This is a genomic window from Amycolatopsis sp. SID8362 (assembly GCF_010550475.1).
Lineage (GTDB): Bacteria > Actinomycetota > Actinomycetes > Mycobacteriales > Pseudonocardiaceae > Amycolatopsis > Amycolatopsis eburnea.
The window spans coordinates 1-687 of sequence record NZ_JAAGNB010000607.1 but is presented as its reverse complement, the minus strand read 5'-3'; the positions used below and the strand labels follow the sequence as shown (position 1 = coordinate 687).

At 75.7% G+C, this 687-nt stretch carries 1 pseudogene; it reads right to left on the bottom strand.

Annotated features, from left to right (window positions below):
• Positions 1–653, bottom strand: a pseudogene (locus G3I65_RS18860) (beta-ketoacyl synthase); the annotation flags it as partial.
• Positions 654–687 lie beyond the last annotated feature (34 nt).

The following is a 687-nucleotide window of genomic DNA, read 5'->3' as shown; positions in this document are numbered from 1 at the left end:
CCGAGCGCGCCGGTGCCGCCGGTGATCAGGACCGTGCCACTGACGTCGAACGCGGGCACGGCCCCGGCGTCCGGCTGCTCGGCGCGGGCCAGCCGCGGGACGAGCACGACACCGTCGCGCAAGGCGGCTTCGGTCTCCTCCCCCGCGGCGAGCACGGCGAGGAGCGGGGCGAGGTCGTCGGTGTCGGTGTCCGCGAGCAGGAACCGGTCCGGGTGCTCGGCGCGGACCGAGCGGACCAGGCCCCAGACGGCCGCCGCCGCGGGGTCCGCGCCGGTGGTCGCACCGCGGGTGACGAACACCACCCGTCCGTCACCGTCCAAGTGGGACTTGATCGTCTCGAGTGCGTAGGCCAGGACGCGCCGGACGCTCCCGCCGACGTCGGCCGGATCACCGATGACGTACACCAAAGTCAGGTCCGGGTCCACATCGGACGGCACCTCGACCGGCGTCCACTCCAGACGGAACAGCGAGTCGGTGACCAGCTGCTGCGCGGCCAGGGGCCGCAGGACCAGCGACGACACGGTGGCGACGGCGACCCCGGTGCCGTCGGCGATGTCGAGGGCCACGGCGTCGTCGCCCGCCGGCCGGATCCGGACGCGCAGGGTGGCCGGGCCGCCCGAACGCAGGACCGCGCCGGACCACGCGAACGGCATAAGCGCTCGCTCGCCGCCGCCGAGGGCCGCGGCC